Origin of the sequence: Streptomyces sp. NPDC052036 (assembly GCF_040680495.1) — a bacterium.
Classification (GTDB): Bacteria; Actinomycetota; Actinomycetes; order Streptomycetales; family Streptomycetaceae; genus Streptomyces.
In genome coordinates this window covers 102,640-120,415 of the sequence record NZ_JBFAWW010000023.1, presented here as the reverse complement: position 1 = coordinate 120,415, position 17,776 = coordinate 102,640, and the positions used below count along the sequence as shown (strand labels likewise).

At 68.6% G+C, this 17,776-nt stretch carries 11 protein-coding genes and 2 pseudogenes; 6 read left to right on the top strand and 7 right to left on the bottom strand.

What is annotated here, in order from left to right:
- The 4 genes from AB0L95_RS27985 to AB0L95_RS27970 all read left to right on the top strand — a co-directional run.
- Nucleotides 1-2,388: amino acid adenylation domain-containing protein (locus AB0L95_RS27985; RefSeq protein WP_365165909.1), on the top strand; the 2,388-nt coding region annotated here is incomplete at its 5' end.
- 142 nt (nucleotides 2,389-2,530) lie between these two features.
- Nucleotides 2,531-2,743 (top strand): hypothetical protein, encoded by a 213-nt coding sequence (locus tag AB0L95_RS27980; RefSeq protein ID WP_365165906.1) that lies wholly within the window; start codon nucleotides 2,531-2,533, stop codon nucleotides 2,741-2,743.
- Between the two features lie 59 nt (nucleotides 2,744-2,802).
- Nucleotides 2,803-4,056, top strand: a complete 1,254-nt coding sequence (locus tag AB0L95_RS27975) for an MFS transporter (protein WP_365165904.1) — start codon at nucleotides 2,803-2,805, stop codon at nucleotides 4,054-4,056.
- A 31-nt stretch (nucleotides 4,057-4,087) separates the two neighbouring features.
- Entirely contained in the window at nucleotides 4,088-4,936 is an 849-nt protein-coding gene (locus tag AB0L95_RS27970) for an alpha/beta fold hydrolase (RefSeq protein WP_365165901.1), read from the top strand.
- A gap of 522 nt (nucleotides 4,937-5,458) precedes the next feature.
- Here AB0L95_RS27970 and AB0L95_RS27965 read toward each other — a convergent pair.
- The 3 genes and pseudogenes from AB0L95_RS27965 to AB0L95_RS27955 all read right to left on the bottom strand — a co-directional run.
- Nucleotides 5,459-5,616: pseudogene (locus tag AB0L95_RS27965) on the bottom strand (MarR family transcriptional regulator); the annotation flags it as partial.
- Between the two features lie 184 nt (nucleotides 5,617-5,800).
- Entirely contained in the window at nucleotides 5,801-6,874 is a 1,074-nt protein-coding gene (locus AB0L95_RS27960) for an extracellular solute-binding protein (protein WP_365165924.1), read from the bottom strand.
- A 351-nt stretch (nucleotides 6,875-7,225) separates the two neighbouring features.
- Nucleotides 7,226-9,940 (bottom strand): SpoIIE family protein phosphatase, encoded by a 2,715-nt coding sequence (locus AB0L95_RS27955; RefSeq protein WP_365165898.1) that lies wholly within the window; start codon nucleotides 9,938-9,940, stop codon nucleotides 7,226-7,228.
- 179 nt (nucleotides 9,941-10,119) lie between these two features.
- Between AB0L95_RS27955 and AB0L95_RS27950 the strand changes: the two genes are divergently transcribed.
- Nucleotides 10,120-10,761 carry a site-specific integrase gene (locus AB0L95_RS27950; protein WP_365165896.1) on the top strand — a complete coding sequence of 214 codons (642 nt, stop codon included), beginning with the start codon at nucleotides 10,120-10,122 and terminating at the stop codon, nucleotides 10,759-10,761.
- 216 nt (nucleotides 10,762-10,977) lie between these two features.
- On the opposite strand, the gene AB0L95_RS27945 is transcribed toward AB0L95_RS27950, so the two are convergent.
- Nucleotides 10,978-11,928: an SDR family NAD(P)-dependent oxidoreductase gene (locus AB0L95_RS27945; RefSeq protein ID WP_365165894.1), complete on the bottom strand. Its 951-nt coding sequence runs from the start codon at nucleotides 11,926-11,928 to the stop codon at nucleotides 10,978-10,980.
- A gap of 682 nt (nucleotides 11,929-12,610) precedes the next feature.
- Here AB0L95_RS27945 and AB0L95_RS27940 point away from each other — a divergent pair.
- Nucleotides 12,611-13,147, top strand: coding sequence for a phosphate-starvation-inducible PsiE family protein (locus tag AB0L95_RS27940; protein ID WP_365165892.1), 537 nt, complete (start codon nucleotides 12,611-12,613; stop codon nucleotides 13,145-13,147).
- Here the strand turns inward: AB0L95_RS27940 and AB0L95_RS27935 are convergent.
- From AB0L95_RS27935 to AB0L95_RS27925, 3 genes and pseudogenes are all read right to left on the bottom strand, one after another.
- A complete protein-coding gene (locus AB0L95_RS27935) occupies nucleotides 13,121-15,295 on the bottom strand; it encodes an FUSC family protein (protein ID WP_365165921.1) in 2,175 nt (724 codons plus the stop codon). The genes AB0L95_RS27940 and AB0L95_RS27935 overlap by 27 nt on opposite strands.
- A 351-nt stretch (nucleotides 15,296-15,646) precedes the next feature.
- Nucleotides 15,647-16,822 (bottom strand): glutathione-independent formaldehyde dehydrogenase, encoded by a 1,176-nt coding sequence (locus AB0L95_RS27930; RefSeq protein ID WP_365165889.1) that lies wholly within the window; start codon nucleotides 16,820-16,822, stop codon nucleotides 15,647-15,649.
- A 358-nt stretch (nucleotides 16,823-17,180) separates the two neighbouring features.
- A pseudogene (locus tag AB0L95_RS27925) lies at nucleotides 17,181-17,718 on the bottom strand (hypothetical protein); the annotation flags it as partial.
- Nucleotides 17,719-17,776: the final 58 nt, after the last annotated feature.

The following is a 17,776-nucleotide window of genomic DNA, read 5'->3' as shown; positions in this document are numbered from 1 at the left end:
TCCGCCGATCTGGTGGTGGCGCTGTTGGCGGTGGTGAAGACGGGTGCGGCGTATGTGCCCATCGACCCGGACTACCCGGCCGACCGCATCGCCTACATCCTCGACGACGCTCACCCGATGTGCATGATCACCGGCCTTGAGGCGGAAGGCGTTCTGCCCCAGGGCATCCCCCGGATCCCCGTGAACGCTCCGTCCGTCGCTGAGTACTCCGGTGCTGACCTCTGCGATGCCGAGCGGCTGGCGCCTGTGACCTCGGATGTGCCGGCGTATGTGATTTATACGTCGGGTTCGACGGGGCGGCCGAAGGGTGTGGTGGTCGAGCATCGGGCGTTGGTGAATTTCCTGTCGTCGATGCAGGAGCGGTTCGGTCTGGGTGCGGGTGACCGGTTGCTGGCGGTGACCACGGTCGCGTTCGATATCGCGGGTCTGGAGTTGTATCTGCCGTTGTTGAACGGTGCTGCTGTGGTGCTGGCTTCTCCGCAGGACGTTCGCGACCCTCTTGCCCTGCGGTCTTTGATCTCTTCGGCCGGGGTGGGCGTGATGCAGGCGACGCCGAGTCTGTGGCATGCGGTGGTGGCCGATGCTGGGGATGGGCTGGCCGGGGTGCGGGCGCTGGTCGGTGGTGAGGCGCTGCCGGGCGAGCTGGCACGCACGTTGGTGGCCCGGACGGTGTCGGTGACGAATCTGTACGGTCCGACCGAGACGACGATCTGGTCCACGGTCGACGAGGTCGGTGAGGAGGCCGCCGCCGGCGTGTCCTCGATCGGCCGTCCGATCGCCAACACTCAGGTGTACGTCCTGGACGCGGGTCTGAGCCCGGTGCCGACGGGTGTCGCGGGGGAGTTGTACATCGCCGGCGATGGCCTGGCGCGTGGATACCTCAACCGTCCGGGTCTGACGGCGGAGCGCTTCGTCGCCGACCCCTTCGGCACTCCCGGCTCACGCATGTACCGCACCGGAGACCTCGTGCGGTGGAGCACGGCTGGGAAGCTGGAGTACCTCGGACGTATCGACGACCAGGTCAAGCTACGGGGCTTCCGCATCGAACTCGGTGAGATCGAGTCCGTCCTGGCCGCCCACCCCGACATCGCCCAGGCCGCGGTCATCGTGCGCGAGGACCGCCCCGGCGACAAGCGGCTGGTCGGGTACGCCGTCCCGGCAGCCGATACAGTGCTCGACCCGCAAGCCCTGCGGGCACATGTGGCCAAGACGGTCCCGGGCTACATGGTTCCCTCGGCGGTCATGGTGCTGGACGCGCTGCCGCTGACGCCGAACGGGAAACTCAACCGTCGGGCCCTGCCCGCGCCCGAGTTCACGGCCGGCACGACCGGACGTGCCCCGCGCACCCCGCAGGAGAAGCAGCTGTGTGAGCTGTTCGCAGAAGCTCTCGGCGTCGAGCAGGTCACCATCGACGACAACTTCTTCGAACTCGGCGGCCACTCCCTGCTGGCAACACGCCTCATCAGCCGCATCCGAACGGCCATGGGCGCCGAGTTGGGTATCCGTGCTCTGTTCGATGCTCCGACGGTGGCCGGACTGGTGGAGCGGCTCGGCGTGGACCATCCCGAGGACTCCTACGGAGTGCTGCTGCCACTGCGGACCACTGGCAGCTCTGCGCCGCTCTTCTGCGTGCACCCGTTGGGCTCCCTCGCCTGGACGTACAGGGGCTTGGCGGACCGGCTTGGGCCGGACTATCCGGTCTACGGTCTCCAGGCCCGAGGCTTGCTGCAGCCGGAGCGGCAGCCCGGGAGTGTGGCAGAGATGGCCGCCGAGTATGTGGCGCAGATACGAACGGTGCAGCCGTCCGGGCCCTACCGCCTGCTCGGGTGGTCGTTCGGAGGGAACGTCGCGCACGAGATGGCGGCGCAACTCGAGGAGCAGGGCGAGCAGGTGTCGTTGCTTGTGCTGCTCGACGCGGGTGCTGAGTATGCGGTCGCACCTGATGGGTCGATCGTCGAACACGAGACGCTCGAGATGCTGTTGCAGAGCCTCGGGTACAAGGCTGGTGATGTGGTCGGTGCCGAGATCGGCGGGGAGGCCTCGGCCGGCCGGCTCAGTCGGGCGGATGTGATCGAGTTCCTGCGACACGCCCATGCTGATTGGCGCGACGGAGACGAAGCGCGGATCAACGCGCTGGTCGACACCGCACAGAACAACGAACGGATCCTGGGTGACTTCAAGCCCCGCCGTTGTTCCTCGCGGATGCTGTACATCGCCGCGGACCCGGCTCGGACCGGTGATACCACGGCGGCGGACAAGTGGCTCCCGCACACCGACGGTGGAGTCGTGAAGCATGCCGTGCCGTACGAGCACGAAGCGATGATGAGCCCTGATTCGCTGTCGCACATGGTTCCGCTCGTCGCGGCTTCACTGAGGGGCGAAGCCTGACTGAGCGGAGACAGTGGTCAGGCAGGAGTCCTTACCTGGGATTCCACATGCCTGGTTTGGGCGGCGGGGCTTGCCCCGCCGCCCAAACTGAACAGCCGGCACGTCTCAGTACACATGCACTGTCCACGCGGGGAGCAGAGGTATGGAGTTCGGAATCCTGGGGCCGTTGTCGCTGGTCGACAGCGATGGTCGGTCATATGCGCAGGGCGCGATGAAGTTGACGAACAACTTGCTGAGCGAGCAGTCCGGGCTCGCCGTCCCGAGCCACCGCCTGCGGTTTCAGCAGGTGATCCTGTCGCGGAGTATCGACGTCCTGTCGATCAGGCCGCAGAGCCCGATGCGGTCGATCGCGTGATCCAGCGCACCGGAACCCCAGAAGGGCCAGTGCCGGCCCACTCGGAGGAATGACACTTCATGCGCGAACTCTTCCGCATCCGTAACCTACGTATCTGCATTCTGGGCAATACGGTCACCATGATCGGCGACAATGCCTTCTGGCTCGCCGCTTCCATCTGGGTCAAGGAACTGACCGGGTCAACTGCGCAGGCGGGCACCGTCATTCTGTGCCTGACTCTCGGGACGATGCTCTCGCCCGTCACCGGAGTGCTGGTCGACCGGTTCCGGCGCAGACGGCTGCTGATGTTCACCGAGGTGGCCACAGCGCTGTTGGTCCTGTCTCTCGTCACCGTGGACGGCCCGGACCAGGTCTGGCTGATCTACCTGATGATGTTCCTCTACGGGGCCAGCTCCGCGATCACTTCCGGGGCCTTCGCCGCCCTGCGAGAACAGCTCATGCCCACGGAACTCGTGAGTACGGCCATCGGGCTCAGCCAGGCGCTGAATCAGGCCGCTCGGCTGATCACCCCCGGTATCGGGCTGGGTGTCCTGGCGGCCTGGGGCGGGCACACCCTGGTCGTTGTCGATGCGGCCACCTTTGGTGTGTCGGTGTTGTGCTGGTCGCTGGTTCGGATCGATGACCCGAAGCCTGTCCAGGGGGCGCACCGGGAGAGCTGGACCCAGCAGGTCGTAGTCGGATTCCGGTATCTGCTGACCACGGCGTTGCTGCGTCAGCTGTCCTTTGCCCTTGCGCTCGCCTTCTTCGCGATGGGCTTCTATGAGACGCTCGGCATCGCTGTGGTGACCGTCGGGCTGGGCCGCCCCGCGACCTGGGTGGGCACTTTGGTCACCGTCATGAGCCTGACCGGGCTGATCGGAGGCTTGCTCGCGCCGGTGTTCATCAAACGTGCCGGACCTGGGCGGACGGCGGCAGTTGGCTTGGGGTTGTGCGCGGTCGCCGCCGGCTTCGTCGCGGTCCCGACCAGCGCGGTGGTCATCGCAGCGGTTGCGATCGTCGGGTTCTGTCTGGCGCCGGTCGTGGTCAGTTCCATGACTGCATTCCAGCTGTACACCGCGAACGAGCTGCTCGGCCGGGTAACGGGTGCAGCGAGCTTCATCATGACCGGAATGCAAGGCGTCGGAATCTTCGTCGGCGTCATGCTGATTGACGTGCTGCCCTACCGGTATCTTGTCTACTTGAGCGTCGGCATTCTTATCATTGGCTCATTTTACCTGACCACCCGTCCCGAGCAGCGTCGACGTGTCATCTCGACACAGCCGGAAAGTGATGAGCTGAAGAGCGAGGAGTCGGTCGAAATCGTGAAACGATGAGGGACGCAAGTTTATTTTGAGCACGCCATGAATGGTCGTTTTTTGTGCGTGGATATCGAGGTCTGAAACCATGCACTCATTACTGGAGCACACCCAAATGTCTGTGGATGCATCTGACACCGCGCTGTGGCTGCGGCGGTTCGGCGCGGTCGCCGAACCCGAGCAGCGTCTGGTCTGCTTCCCCCACGCCGGAGGTTCCGCCAGCGCCTTCAGCGGCTGGCGCCGTCGGCTGCCCGCCGATGTCGACCTGTTGGCGATCCGCTATCCGGGCAGGGAGGACCGGATCACGGAACCGTTCGTCGAGGACATGGACGAGATGGCCGGCGAGATCTCCGCGGAACTTGCCCCGCTGCTCGACAGCGGCATGGTCCTGTTCGGGCACAGTATGGGTGCGGCCCTTGCCTTCGAAGTTGCTTTGCTGCTGGAGGAAAAGCATGGCCGGAGCCCGACCATGGTCGTCGTGTCCGGCCGCAGTGGCCCCGGCACGGGAGGTCGCGATCTGCCTGATGACGACGATGATTCGGTCATCGACTTCGCCAAGTCTCTGGGGAGCGCCAACTCGGCGGCGTACGACAACGAGGACCTTCGCCCGCTGCTGCTTCCGGCACTCCGCGCGGACCTGCGCGTGATCAGGAACCACTCTCCTCGGTCCGGCCGGACCATCAAGAGCCCCCTCTCGATCTATGTGGGAGACAGCGACCCGGACGTCACTGTCGCGGAGGCGTACGCGTGGTCGCATGCGTCGACCGGTGAATCGAGCATCAAGGTGTTTCCCGGCGGGCATTTCTACTTGGTCGACGGCGAGGCAGAGGTGCTGGATGACTTGTCCGCACGGCTGCGCAGGGCACGGGGTTCCAAGCCGGTAGTTCCCAGCGGGTGATCAAGGCCATCCTGCTGCCCGCGGCCTGCCGCCTGGCATCGCTTTCGGTTCGCGGCACGGGGTCGCCCGCGCCGCCGCCGGCCCCTGGTCTGGGACAGGTGGCAGCTCGACGGGTATCCGTGAAGCTCAACGAAATGCGGCGTGCGGACACGACGGTCACAACACAAACCGGGCCCTGCTCTGGGCGGGACCAACGGAAGGCGCCTGCTGGGCAAAGGCCTGGGTCAGGTGCTGCCGCTGCCGCTGACCTGATCGAGGCGGGGGCCTGTCACCGGAAGGCGGCCCGGCGTTTCGGAGTGACCGGATGTCGGCAGACCGATGGCGGCGGGCGTTGCCGCGGGCGGCCGGCGGGGCCCTGGCCTCCAGACGAGCAGTGGCCCGTCATTAGTTAGTGAGAAGAGGGACCGTTCCGTCGCATGGCGCTGACCAGGCGACAGCTGACCGGACGTGCGAAACGATGTAGCCTTCGGAGACCGCCCTTGACCTGCAGGAGCAGGCAGGGAGCAGACGAATCGGGAGTTTCTCCTCGCGGGTGGGCGCTGTCGTTCCGCCGTTCACGCGGTCAGCACCCGGTACTGCGGCTGCGTGACGTCGATCTTGGCCATCGCGTCACGCAGATGCCGGGTCACGGCCGTGTGTGCCAAGCCGCTCCAGTAGCCGATGGGCTGAGTAGCCGGCATGTCGCCCTTTGCCGCCGGGTCTGCCGGCGCCTGGTAGTGAAGCCAGTCAGCTGTTCCACGGTCGCGACGCTACATTCGTCAGCCCACGTGAACACCGTTGGGGCGCCGCATCAACTATCCCAAGGCATGCCACGGCCATCCCTGGCGAGAACCGACGAAGTCGCCGTCGCCAAGGAGACAGGCCCTAGCCGTAAAGGGCCTTCGCCCAACCCTGGGTGACCGTTGCCTTCGCCTTCTCCAGTTGTGCGTCCGTCGGGAACTGCGGCGTTCCCTCAACCGTCGGCAGTCGTTCAGCGGCGGCCCTGTCGAGGGTGCCGTTCCGCCTCATCGCGTCCATGAGTACCGGGCGGGCATAGGCGCGCAGCCGGAGGTTCTGGCCCTCTGGGCTGAAGAGGTACTCATGCCACAGACGGGCAGCCGCCGGGTGCGGGGCGTTCTTGTTGATCGCCAGCGCAAAATACTGGGCGAAGCTGCCGTCAAAGGGGATCGCGACCTGCCAGTTCACGCCCTTGTCCCGGAGCTGGTCGGCGTATTGGAGGTTGATGTAGTCCCAGTTGATGCTGATGGGGGTCCGGCCGCTCGCGACCGTCGCCGAGTTGGAACTGACAGGGTTGAAGTTGCCGCGAGCCTTGAGTTCGGAGAAGAAGTCGAGACCGGGCTGGACGTCGTCGAACGACCCGTTGTTCGCCAGCGCGGCCGCGTAGACACTGGCGAAGGCAGTGGCCGAACGGGGCGGGTCGCCTTCGAGTGCGACTTTGTAACCGGGCTTCAGCAGATCGGCGAAGGTCTCCGTGCAGGGTTCGACCCGGTTGGCGTCGCAGCCGATGGAGATGTAGCCCCCGTAGTTGTTGGACCAGCGGGCCTTCGAGTCCTTCTGGTTACCGGGAATCGAATCGTAAGCGGCTACCTTGTACGGTGCGAGCAGATTCTGCGCCGCTGCTTTCCGTGCGAACGTATCGCCCACGTCGATCACGTCGGGCGCTGTCGGCCGGTTCCCCCTCTTCCGCAGGGCGTCGATCTCGTCCTCGCTGTGGCCCAGCGGATTCTCGACCGTGACCTTGATCCCGTACTTCTTCTCGAAGCCGTTGATCAGGCCGTCGTAGTTGGCCCAGTCACGAGGCAGCGCGATCGCGCTGAGCGTGCCCTCCTTCTTGGCCGCGGCGGTCAGTGCGCGCATGCCGCCCATGCTCTCTGCGGACGTGGCCACCGACGGCTTGGCGATCTGTGTGTTCTCGCAAGAGCTCAGTCCCAGCGCCACGAGAGCGAAGCAGCCGAAGACCGCCGCTGCTCGGGCACACGGTGTAGTCACGGCTGCTCCCGGACGTGGGGGATGAGGCGGTCACCCCGACCGGCTGTGGGCAGCGCCACTGGATCCGGAGAGGCGGGCGTCCGGCTGTGCCTCCCGGCTTCCCCAGTTCCACGGCGCCGACGAAGTGGTCATCGAGGCCAGCGTACCCGGCCGCCCCGATGGCGGAATGCCGCCCGGCAAGCCCGCGTTCACCGTCTTCTCCGGGGGCACTCGGCTTCTCTACGCCCCGGCCCCCCGCTGCGCCCACGCCGGCACGCGACGTGGGCGCGACGGTGGAGGGACGGGACGTACCGGCCCACCTCACAACGCGGTGTCGTCCCATCGGTCCAGCGCAAGCTCGCCGAGTCCCTCCTCCTCCGGTGTGGCGTCGTGGTGCAGGGACCGTTCGGCCCAGATGACCTTGCCGGTGGTCGTGTAACGGGTCCCCCAGCGTTCGGAGAAGCGGGCGACCAGGAAGAGTCCGCGGCCGCCTTCGTCGGTGACCTTCGCCCGGCGCAACCGCGGCAAGGTGCTGCTGCCGTCGGCGACCTCGAAGATCAGGGTGCCCGCAGCGGTGCTGCCGACCGGCTCCGTGCGGAGCAGTCGCACGGCGATGGGCTCGGCTCCGTAACGGATGGCGTTGGTGATCAGCTCGCTGAGGATGAGTTCGGCGGTGAAACCGACCTGCTCCAGCCCCCACTCCGCCAGCCGGCGGGCGCAGGCGGTGCGCACGGAGGCCACCGCCGCCGGGTCACGGGGCACCTCCCACTCGGCGACCCGATCCGGTCCGAGCCGGCGCGTGCGGGCCACGAGGAGCACGATGTCATCCTGGGGCCGGTCGGACCGCATGGCCTCCATCACCGCCGCGCAGGTGGCCTCCGGCGTGCGCCAGAGCCCCGTCAGAGCGTCGCGCAGGGCCTCCAGGCCGGCGTCCAGGTCCCGGGTGCGGTCCTCGATCAGCCCGTCGGTGTAGAGCACCAGTCGGGAATCCTCGGGCACGGTGAGTTCGGCGGTCTCGACAGGTAGGCCGGCTCCGAGACCCAGTGGCGGGGAGACGGGCAGCTGAGGGAAGTCGACGGTACCGTCGGGCCGGACCACCGCCAGTCCCGGGTGGCCTGCGGTGGCGATGGTCAGTCGCCCAGAGGTGGGGTCGTAGACGGCGTACTGGCAGGTCGCCCCGGTGATCACCACCTGCCGGTCCTCCGCTGCGGTGACCTCCTCGGCGTCGATCTGCGCCACCAGCTCGTCCAGCCGGCCCAGCAGCTCCTCCACGGGCATGTCCAGGCCGGCGAAGTTGTGCACGGCGGTGCGAAGTCGGCCCATCGTCGCCGCGGCGTGCAGACCGTGGCCGACGACATCGCCCACGACCAGCGCCACCCGGGTACCGGACAGCGGGATGACATCGAACCAGTCCCCGCCCACCCCGGCCTGTGCGGGGAGGTAGCGGTAGGCCACGTCGAGGGCGGACTGCCCGGGCAGCGCGCGGGGTAGCAGGCTGTGCTGCAGGGTGACGGCCATGGCGTGTTCGCGGGTGTAGCGGCGGGCGTTGTCGATGCACACCGCCGCCCGGGCGGCCAGCTCCTCGGCAAAGGACACGTCTTCGTCCTCGAACGACGGGGAACCCTGCGCGCGCCAGAAGTCCACCACACCCAGCACCACACCGCGGGCGCGCAGGGGCATCGCGAGCATGGAGTGGATGCCGTGATCGAGGAGCCGCCGGGTAGATTCGGGCTGCTCGGCCCGCCAGGCGTCGCCGGCGCTCAGGTCCCTGACCAGGACCGGGCGTCCCTCGGCCATCGCGGTGGAGACGGGGTGGGCCGGGACGAGCCGGATCAGCTCGCGGACGGGGTGGAGGGGATGGCCCGCGTCAAGACCGGCAACGGCGCTGCGGCGCAGCTCGGTGATACCGGTGGGCGCCTCGAAGATCTCCTCGCCGCGCAGGACCGGGTCCAGCAGATCGACGGTGACGATGTCGGCGAATCGGGTCACCGTCGCCTCGGCCAGCTCCTCGGCCGTGCGCTTGACATCGAGCGTGGTGCCGATCCGCAGCCCGGCGTCGTAGAGCGACTGCAACCGTTCGCGCGCCACCTCCGCCCGGCCGGAGAGGGCCCGCAGCTCGGTGGTGTCCCGGAGCGTGACCACGCTGCCGACCGGTCCGTGGGGCGCGGTGAGCCGCTTGCTGACGGCGAGCAGCCGGTCGGCCGCCGGATACACCTCGTCGGTGGCGGGCCGGTCGGAGACCAGCAGCCCGGCGAGGTCCTCGTCCAGCCCCAGATCGGTGGTGTGCCGCCGCTCCGCGTCCGCCGGCAGGTCCAGAAGCCGTCGTGCCTCGTCGTTGGCCAGCAGCAGCCGGCCGTCACCGCCTACGATCAGCACCCCTTCCCGCACTGCGTGCAGCACCGCGTCGTGGTGCTCGTACATCCGGGTCATCTCGGTCGGCCCCAGGCCGTGCGTCTGTCGCCGCAACCGCCGGCTCACCAGGCCCGACCCGCCTGCGGCGACGGTCAGGGCCACGGCGGCGCCGCCGAGGAGGACCGGCAGCTGCCGGTCCACCCTGTGCTGCACCCGCTCGACCGTGACGGGCACGGAGACAACGGCGATGACGGAGCCGTCGGGACCCCTGACGGGCACGGCCGAGACCACGGAAAGCCCCAGCGAGCCCTTGAACGTACTCGTGAACGGTTTGCCGGCCGCCGCCGCCGCGTAGGGCCCGATGACGCGTTTCCCGATCTGACGCGGGTCGCTGTGAGTGAGGGTGATCCCGTTCAGCCCATACACGATGATGGCGTCGACGCCTCCGGCCTTCCGGGCCGCCTCGGCGTCCGGCTGCAGCACCGCGGTCGGGTTCGCGCTGTTCAGTGCCGCCACGATCCCCGGGGAGTTCGCGAACGTCTGCGCCGTGGTGAGCGTCCGGTGGCGGGCGTCCGCCATCACGTCGCGTTGTGCCTGCACCACGAGCACCACCAGGGCGGCGGTGACGAGCAGCATCACAACCGCCAGCTGGAGCAGGAAGACCTGGCCCGCGAGGCTGTACACGCTCAGCAGCGAGCCCCGCCGCCGCGGCTCTCCCGCCCGACGAGGCCGACCGGGCCTATGAGTCGTCCTGGACGCATCAGGCATATCTCGCCCGTTGCGACCTGAAATTCCTCCCATGTTCCCTTTCTATCGTTCTGGGTGGTCGACCACGAAGCGACCGGGAAGGGAGTCCAGGAACCATGGCGGACGACCCTGTGAAGGGCGTCCAGGAACCTGAGTATGTCCGCGAGAAGGTGGTCATCCCGTCCCTCGCCTACGTGAAGAAGGCGCTGATCGTCGCCGACGAAGATCTCGCGCTCGAGATCGTCATGATGGTGGGCTGCGGCTTGCGTAACGGGGAAGCCCGGGCAGTGAACGTCAACAACGTCGTGGCGGACGATGTCTACAGGGTGCACGAGCAGATCCACTCCAACACGCACAGGCCGGCGAAGCTGAAGCACCGCAAGGCGGGGGAGTTCCGAGAGGTGCCTCTGCCACGCTCGGTGCGGGAGGCCATGGAGCACTACGAGGATAAGCACGGCACCACGCGTGACGGCTGCTTGCTCCGTGGTCCGAGCGGCCACTACACGGAGCCGATGGAACGTCGGCGTGTGCAGAGATTCTTCAAGAACCTGCCTGCGGAGGACGGTGTCGGCATGTACAGCTTCCGGCACTACTTCGCCTCGAACGCGCTCGGGAACGGGATACCGATCACCGATGTGGCGGAATGGATGGGACACAAGTCCATCGAGGAGACGTATCGCACTTACCGGCATCTGATGCCGGGCAGCATCGCCAAGGCGGCCCGCCTCCTGGACGCCGGTCTGTGGGAGGCGGCCTGAATCGACCTCGGTGGGCAGCAGGTCCTTCGTCTGCAGCTATACCGTCTGCGGATTGGCTACGCCAACGAGAGCTACCTCGCCGGCCTCCACCCCCGCGCCTCGATGATCTGGGTCGACGACTACCTGCAGGCGCCTGGTTGTGACTGAGCGACCCGCCACGCCGGGCTGAAGCATGGCAGCTGGCCGTCGGATGGTTGTACTGGGTGCGGCTCCGGACTACCGAAAGCCGAGGTTCGGATCGGTGCCGGCCAGCTCACTGCTGGCGGCCCAAAGGCGAGCGGCGACGGCCGGGTCGGCCATGTGAGGAGGGACGGGCTCGCGCCGTGGTCTGCCACGCAGGCCGAAGGCCCTCGGCCCCCACAGCTGCCCTCCCTGTATCTCCGAGTCGAGGACGGCACGGACGACGGGCCATGCTCCGGCGTCCTTGCCCTGCACCAAGAGCCCGGCGGGCAGGGCTCGCAGCCGCTCACCGGGGGTTGTCACGTGTACCGGCGGGCGGGACGGGGTGAGGGAGTCCAGCGCGCCGCCGGGATGGGCCACCACACTGAGCACCGTGCTGCCGACGGCACGCAGGCGGCGATCGAGTTCGAAGCCGAAGCTCATCTGAGCCAGCTTCGTTCGGCCGTAGGTGCGCTTGGGCCGGTAGTCCCGCGTCGACTGCAGGTCGTCGAGGTCCAGTCGCTCGGACCGTGCCGCGAAGCTTCCCACCGTCACGATGCGGCCCGCCGGCGCCGCGGACAGCAGGGGGGCCAGCCACTGGGTGAGCGCGAAGTGGCCGAGGTGGTTGGTGCCGAACATCAGCTCGTGGCCGTCCTTGGTCTCTCGACGCGGCGGCTCGTCGAGCGCGACCCCTGCGTTGTGGACCACAGCGTCGAGATGATCGAGGTCCAGCCTGTCCACGGCGGTCTTCAGGGACGACAGGTCGGCGAGGTCCAGCTGAAGGTGCCGGACATGCGCACAGGGAACGCGCGAGCGGATCGAGGTCATGGCGGCGTCGGCCTTCGCGGCGTCCCGGCTGCCGAGTACGACGACGGCTCCGGTGGCGGCGAGCTGCTCCGCGGCGAAGTAGCCGATCCCGGCGTTACCCCCGGTGATCAGGAAGGTCCTGCCCTCGGCAGACGGCGGACGGTGAACGTCCCACGGTCGGCTCTGGGGTGCGGTAGACACGATGACAGGCTCCTTGCGCTCTGGGGCAGCGTGCTCATGGGGAGCACCAACCCGCCCAAGGTCGCAATCTCCCCCGACATACCGCCGACAGATCGCGGAGATCGCCGACAAACTTCCGATACCTCGGGGAGCTATCGAGAGAGCAGAAGGCCCCTACACCGCGACCGGCGCAGAACCGAGAGGGCGGCAAGGTGACGCACTCACTGGTCGACTCGGGTGCTCAGTCACACTGCTTGATCACAACCACATACAGACCCTAGAGGCGCCGATGCCACGCTCCACGGAGCCGTCCGGGCGGGCCGGGACCGGATCCTCGACGACCCAAGCACCGCCGACGGGAGGCGGTACCGCGCCGACCATGACGTGCATTGCCCGTGAATACCGACCGCCGGCCGTCGTGCCAAAGCACGGTCGCAGAATGGATGAAGGATTTCCTCCACTCATAGGCCGTTGTTGATGTGCGCGCCTCAAGCGCGGCGTGACCGGGCGTGCCGCGCCCTCTCTGGCACAGGAGGCCACGTGTCACCGCGTCGCTTCAAGACGAGGGAGCGCAGATACTCCGGCAGGCGGTGAGTGAGGATCCGGGCCATCTCGGAGGGCAGGCCCCTCCTACCACAGAGAAGGGTCCGCTGGTCCACCCGTTCGGCAGCATGCCGCGCCTGCGGGCCGGGGCACCCCTAGCATGCTGCCTGTGCGACCCATTCTCCCGAAGATCGAGGGCGGCCGGGTACAGGGCCTCCTGCAGCTCATCGAGGACGGCATCCACCTCGTCGTCGCGGCGCTCCTCGTACTGCTCGCGGGGCTCCTGAGCGTTGGGGTCGTCCACGACGTCATCAGGTCGGTCCAGGGGCCGTACCGCGAGGAGACGGTCGTTCTCTCCGCCCTGGACAACAGCCTTGTGCTGTTCATCGTGGCCGAGCTGCTCCACACCGTCCGCCTCACCATCAGGAACCAGACCCTCGATGCGGAGCCGTTCCTCGTCGTCGGCCTGATTGCCGGCATCCGCAAGGTGCTCATCGTGACGGCCGAGGCGGAGAAGTCCTTCCGGTGGAACGTCGAGGGGATCGAACTGCTCATCCTGGCGGGTCTGATCCTCGTGATGGCGACAGCGGCGTACGTGTGGCGGCGCTCGACGCGGCCGGGAGACTACTTCCCGCTCCAGGAGGCGCGGCGCTCCCCGTCGCCGGCGCCGTCACCCACCTCGGTGCGCGGGTCCTGATCCGTCACCTTCCGCCGCCACGGCGGCCCGCACCCGCTGCTCCTCGCGAGCAGAGCCGACGTCCCGTTCCAGGGGTGTGCGGCTCACGGCTGTCGCGAGGTCTTCCAAGGCCCGTTTTTGCAGTTCCGCTTCCCGCCGCACGACCGGGCTCCCATCGCCGGCGGCGTCCTCCCACGCGTGGAGCGCCTTCTCCACGCGTCCCCAGTCCGGATTCCTGTGCTCGCGCACGTCGACCGCTGCTTTTGCGGTGTCCGTCTCCAGGGCCTCGGCGAATCGCTTCGCCTCGGGGACGAAAGGGCTGTCGGCCCGCGGGACGTGGCTTTCCATGAGCATCGCTGCCCGGCCGAATTGCTTGAGTGCCTCCTGCGCCTCCTGCGCCTCGCGCGACGTCAGACCCCTGGGGCGGACCGGTTCCCGCCTTGCCCGGTCGTATGCCTCCTGCCAGGCGGCCCGTGCCTCCCTGCTCGCCAGCAGGGCCCTGCGCATGTCGGCGTGATGCTCCCGGGTCGGTTCGGCGTAGTTGCGGAGCACCGCGGCCGCGTAGCGGCCGTTGGCGGCGAGCCAGTCCGCGAGCCGGCCCGGCAGTCGGGGTGTCTCCCATGCGGGGAACACCACGTACGCCAGCATGGCCAGGGCCCCGCCGAGCAGGGTGAGCACCACCCGCTCCGGGACTGTCTGCTCCCATGCCTGGCCGCCCATGCCGAGCAGGAAGACGACGTATGCGGCGGTGAAGCACTGGGAGTAGGCGTAGCCAGTACGGTTCAGCGTGTACGACAGGCCCGCCGAGACCACCGCCAGCGCGCCGGACACATGGGCGTCCGGGCCCAGGGCCCGCACCATCCCGGTGGCGAGCGCGACCCCCGCCAGGGTCCCGGCGAGACGGGCCACCGCACGCGCGTACGTCCGGTGGAAGTCCGGCCGCATCACCATCACCGAGGCGATGGGCGCCCAGTAGCCGTGGCCCAGGGGTAGCCGGGCGGCGATCAGATAGCCGAGCGTGGCCACCGCCGCCAGGCGGACGGCGTGCCGGAACACGGGCGAGTCCCGGCGGAGCTCACGGCGCACCGCCCGGACGACGACCGGGACCAGCCGGAGCATTGTCGGGCGCACCAGGAACTGGCCGCCGGCGAGGCCGGGGGGCGTGGGCGTCCTCCCGCTCACGCAGCCGCTCCCGGCGATCTCCAACGCCTCACCGAGCAGTTCCACGAGCCGCTCGGCGGCTTGCCGGGCGGGGCCCTCCAGCACCTCGTGCTCCTCGTCGACGCGCAGGACGTCCGTGCTCCCGGGCCGCACTTCGGCGGGAGTGCCGCGGCGGATCGAACGGGCGGCCGCGTCCAGGACGTCGGCGGCCGCTTTGAGCAACTCCCGCGCGCGGTCCCGCCCGGGTCCTTCCGCCGGGGCGCCGACGTCGGGGTCGGCGAGCGCGGCGACGACCGGCCGAATGCGCTCGGCGAGGCCGCGGGGGCCGTGGAGGACGGGGGGACGGGTGCGGGCCTGTGACGGCGTCACGGCGGCCGCGTCCCGGGCCGTCAACAACGGCTCCGGGTCGAACGGGGCGGTCGGGTCGTGCCGCAGCCGGCGGGCGTAGTCCGCCACGGCGGCCAGGGCGTCGGCGAGCGCGTCACGATGCGCTCCCCAACGGCGGATCGGGAACAGCAAGATCAGCACGGCCTGTGTCACGCCTCCGAGTGCGATGACCCCGGCGTGCTCCAGGGCTCGCCCGACGCTCGTGGGCAGGGTGACGGTCACGAGCATGCTGCCCACGGTCGTCGCTGCGACGATCCCAGCGGTCGATCCGACGGCCCACGCCATTCCCGCGGCGAAGGTCCATACGGCCAGCAGCGGAAGGAACGTCACGAGTCGCCCCGCCGCCAGGTAGCCCACGAAGGTGCTGAGCGCCAGACCCGCGCCCGCGCCGAGCGCGACCACCTTGCGTGGACGCCAGCTGCGCTGGAAGGTGGCCCCACCCGCAGAGTAGGCGCCGAGGGCGGCGGACGCGGCATACGCAGGGGAGATCAGCCACAGCACCGGCCCGACGACGATCGCCACCCCAGCGGCCGTGCGCAGCGCGAGCAGGGGCTCCAGCCGCGTCTCCTCGATCGTGAGCCCGGATCGCACGACCTCCCCGAAGGCCCGCAGCCACGTCACGGGTGTCCGCCTGGCCGGAACGCCCTGCCGGGTCGCGTCGGCCTGGTTGAGGTGCGGCAGCCGTCGGGCAAGGAAGCCTCCCACACGGCCCGCGAACTGGCTGGCGGCCGCAGCCGCTGGACGGGGTGCTGCCACTGCGGACACTGCTGAGCGTCCGCCGTCCGTCCTCCGGGCCGGAGCGCGGGCAATCGCTGTTGGTTCAGGTCCGGCCGGAGCGCGGGCCATCGCTGTGGGTTCAGGTCCGGCCGGAGCGCGGCGATTGCCCCCAGCACCGTCCGGCGGACGGGCAGATCGCCACCCGTCCCCCGGGCCGGTCCGGGGGAAACAGGTGGCACGGCGGCCCCGAGTCTCTTACCGCTTGTGGCCGTTGCCGCGGCCGTTGGGATGCAGGACCACCTTGGTCCAGCCCTCGTCACGGGCGTCGAAGTGCTCGTAGGCGGTGGGGGCCTCGTCCAGGCTGAGTTCGTGGGAGACGACGAAGCTCGGCTTTGCCTTCTCGCCGGCGATCAGATCCCGCAGCGCCCGGTTGTACTTCTTCACCGGCGCCTGACCGGTGCCCATGCGCTGGCCCTTGAACCACATCATGCCGAAGTCGATCGGGACCTTGCCCTGAGCTTCCAGTTCCCCCTGGGCCTCGGCGCCGCCGGGGTCCTGGGGCAGGAACACGCCCACCACGCCGATGTCGCCGGTGAACCTGACCGAGTCGATCAGTCCGTTGAGCGTGAGGCTGGCGTCCTCATGTCCCTCGGGGTCGTGTGCCTGGTAGCCGACGCATTCGCAGCCGTTGTCGGCGCCCAGACCGAGGGTGGCCTCCTTGACGACCTCCGCCGGGTTCTGCTCGGCGGTGTTGATCGGGATGGCCCCGATCTCCTCCGCCTTGCGCAGCCGGTCGGGCTGGTGGTCGGCCACCCACACTCGGCCCGCGCCCTTGAGGAGGGCGGAATAGGTCGCCATCAGACCAACCGGACCGGCCCCGAAAACGATCGTCTGGTCACCCGGTTTGACATGGGCCATCTCGGTGGCGTGGTAGCCGGTGGGGAAGATGTCGGCGAGCATCACGTAGTCGGTCTGCCGCTCGGCGGCGTCCTCGCCCAGACGCAGCGCGTTGAAGTCGCCGTAGGGCACACGCAGCAGCTCCGCCTGGCCGCCCTGGTAGGGGCCCATGTCGGCGAATCCGTAGGCAGCTCCGGCGAGGGCCGGTTCCGGCTGCATGGTCAGGCAGTAGTTGGTGAGACCCCGCTCGCACTGCTTGCAGAAGCCGCAGGCGATGTTGAACGGCAGGACCACGTACTGGCCGACCTGGACCTTGCGGACGGCCGGGCCGACCTCCACGACCTGGCCCATGTTCTCGTGCCCCAGGGTGCGGCCGGCCTCGAACGAGGTGCGGCCCTCGTACATGTGCAGGTCCGAACCGCAGATGTTGGTGGTGGTGATTTTGACAATGATGTCGCAGGGGTGTTCGATCTTCGCGTCCGGTACGTCCTTCACCGTGACCGTTCGCGGGCCTTCGTAGACCGCTGCTTTCATGATTGCTTCCTTCGGTGCCGCGGCATGGCCGCAGCACGGGTGCGAGGGAGACGGCGTACAGAGCCTGACTCCCGGGAGTTGGTGCGGCGGGTCCATGACTCCGGGATGCCTCTGTGGGCCGTTCACCCGGTTCAGGTGGCACGGTGGTGCCGCCGTGGGCCTGCCCGGCGGAGCTGCGGCGCTCCGGCGGCGCGCCGTCCGAGTCCCCGTCGGTCCTTGAGCGAAACAACCACGCACCGAATCGATCAGCGGAATCTTCGTGCGCGGACGACCACCAACCACCAATCACCAACGAATCTCCGACTCAGGTCATCAGTTGCTCACCGTCGTCGTCCTGGAGCGTGCGGCGGCGTTCCTGTTCCACGATCAGCCAGCCGATCATGAGCGCGACGGACCCGACCGTGGCGATCACGAGGCGTGGCGCGCTCAGGAACTCGGCCAGGTTCCAGATGGTGGAGTTCACAGTGGCGACCGCTCCCCTGGCGAGTGCGGCCGCCAGGGCTTTCGACGAGCCCGGCACCAAGCGCCACGGCCGGTTGGCGCGCACCATACCGACGAGCACCCTCAGGTAACCGCGCGATCCGCTGACGACGTACCGAAGATCAGCGGTCTCCTCCTCACCGACCCGGCCCGGGTGAACAGGCGCGAGGCGACTGACGAAGGGCCCCCACAGCGGCTGACTCTGCGGAGGTCCCTCAGCCCCGGTGGCCCGCGGGCCCGCCAAGCTGAGCACGGCTTCTTCCACGGCCCGACGAGCCCTCGTCTGCAGACGCAAGCCCCCCCAGCGGAGGAAGAGACAGCAGCGCCAAGCCGTGTTCGTGACTCAGATCCACCACGAGATTGCGCCCATGTGAGTGCAGCGGAAGGTCGGTGAGAGCCACGACGATGTCCCAGTTCCCCTGAAGCCCAGGTTTTCGGTGCGGTGGTGCCGTGCTGGCCGCCCTTGACCGCCCT